Origin of the sequence: Geobacillus sp. ZGt-1 (assembly GCF_001026865.1) — a bacterium.
Classification (GTDB): domain Bacteria; phylum Bacillota; class Bacilli; order Bacillales; family Anoxybacillaceae; genus Geobacillus; species Geobacillus thermoleovorans.
The window spans coordinates 1-1132 of the sequence record NZ_LDPD01000132.1; the positions used below are offsets into that span (position 1 = coordinate 1).

Annotated in this window: 1 protein-coding gene; it reads right to left on the bottom strand. The window is 48.1% G+C overall.

The window, feature by feature from the left end; all coding sequences use genetic code 11:
• Positions 1 to 30: 30 nt before the first annotated feature.
• The coding region (locus VU18_RS16025) for a replication initiation protein (protein WP_047758515.1) at positions 31 to 1132 on the bottom strand (1102 nt) is incomplete at its 5' end.

Here is a 1132-nt window from a genome sequence, read left to right on the forward strand (position 1 = left end):
GGCCGGGAAGACCGGCGCGGGCTCGAATCCTCAGTCTTTGTATTTCTTTAACCGCTCCTCAAGCTCACGTCGCATCTGTTCGATATCTTCATCAACCTCTTTGCTTTTGGCGCTTTCGGCAACAAGCTGCTCTTCGTAGCCCTGGAGCCAGTCCGGCACGATCTCGCGGCGGACGAATCTAGCGCCTCCATGGCTGTGAATGGTCACCTCATTTGGATCGATCCCGACCTGAATCCGTTGCACTTTTTCATTCAAGAAATAGGTCAGAAAAGCAATTGGTTCGCGGATGTCATTGCGTTGCATAATGCGCCTTGCCGTTTGAATGAGCTCATCCATCCAGTTTCCGCCGAAAGCTTTTTGAGCCAAGACCGCTATCTTCGTGAATTGCTGTTCTGTTATGTACCGGTCATAAGCCTGCACTACAGCCAAAAACTGCAAATACTGATCATCTGCTTGAGCTTCCTTTTTCTCTTCCAAGGCAACGACAACCGGCTCAACGACTTTCTCTCTGATTTGAAAGCGGATCGCCGCAACTTTGCGTTTTTCCCTTATCTCCTCGTATGTGAACATGATGTCCGTCTTCTCCGCAATCTCCTTCTTGGCGGGATTAAGCACTCGTTTTTTGAAATTGTGGTATTCTGAATACTTGCCCCCTGCTCCAACCATCATCCGCAAATCATCCAGACGAATCACGACCTCACCCATATACTGCCAACGTTTTAAAAGCTCGTACATGCGGATGGAGTAAGAGCTTTTCAGTTCCATCACATTCTTCAGGCGATAGGTCGTAAATTCCCTTTTCAGCTGCAGAAGGTAAGGCTTCAAGCGAGGATCAAAGGCCAAGCTGACATAGCCGGAATGCTCGTCGTATTCCACGTATGAAACCCAGCTCAGCTGTTTGAGCTTCTGGCCTTCTCTGATCTCAAGCACCTTGCGCATCAAATTTTTCGTGATCTCCCGAAGCTCCGTGTATTTAGGGCTTCCCCGATATCCCAGCAATTCAGAGAACTCCTGTATCGGCAGCTTATACATTTTAAAATCGGCGTCATCTTTGCGAATCTGGCTGATGATATACAAGATGATCTTCTGTTCGATAGTGGACAGCTTATAGTTCGCCTCAATCAGCGCATTG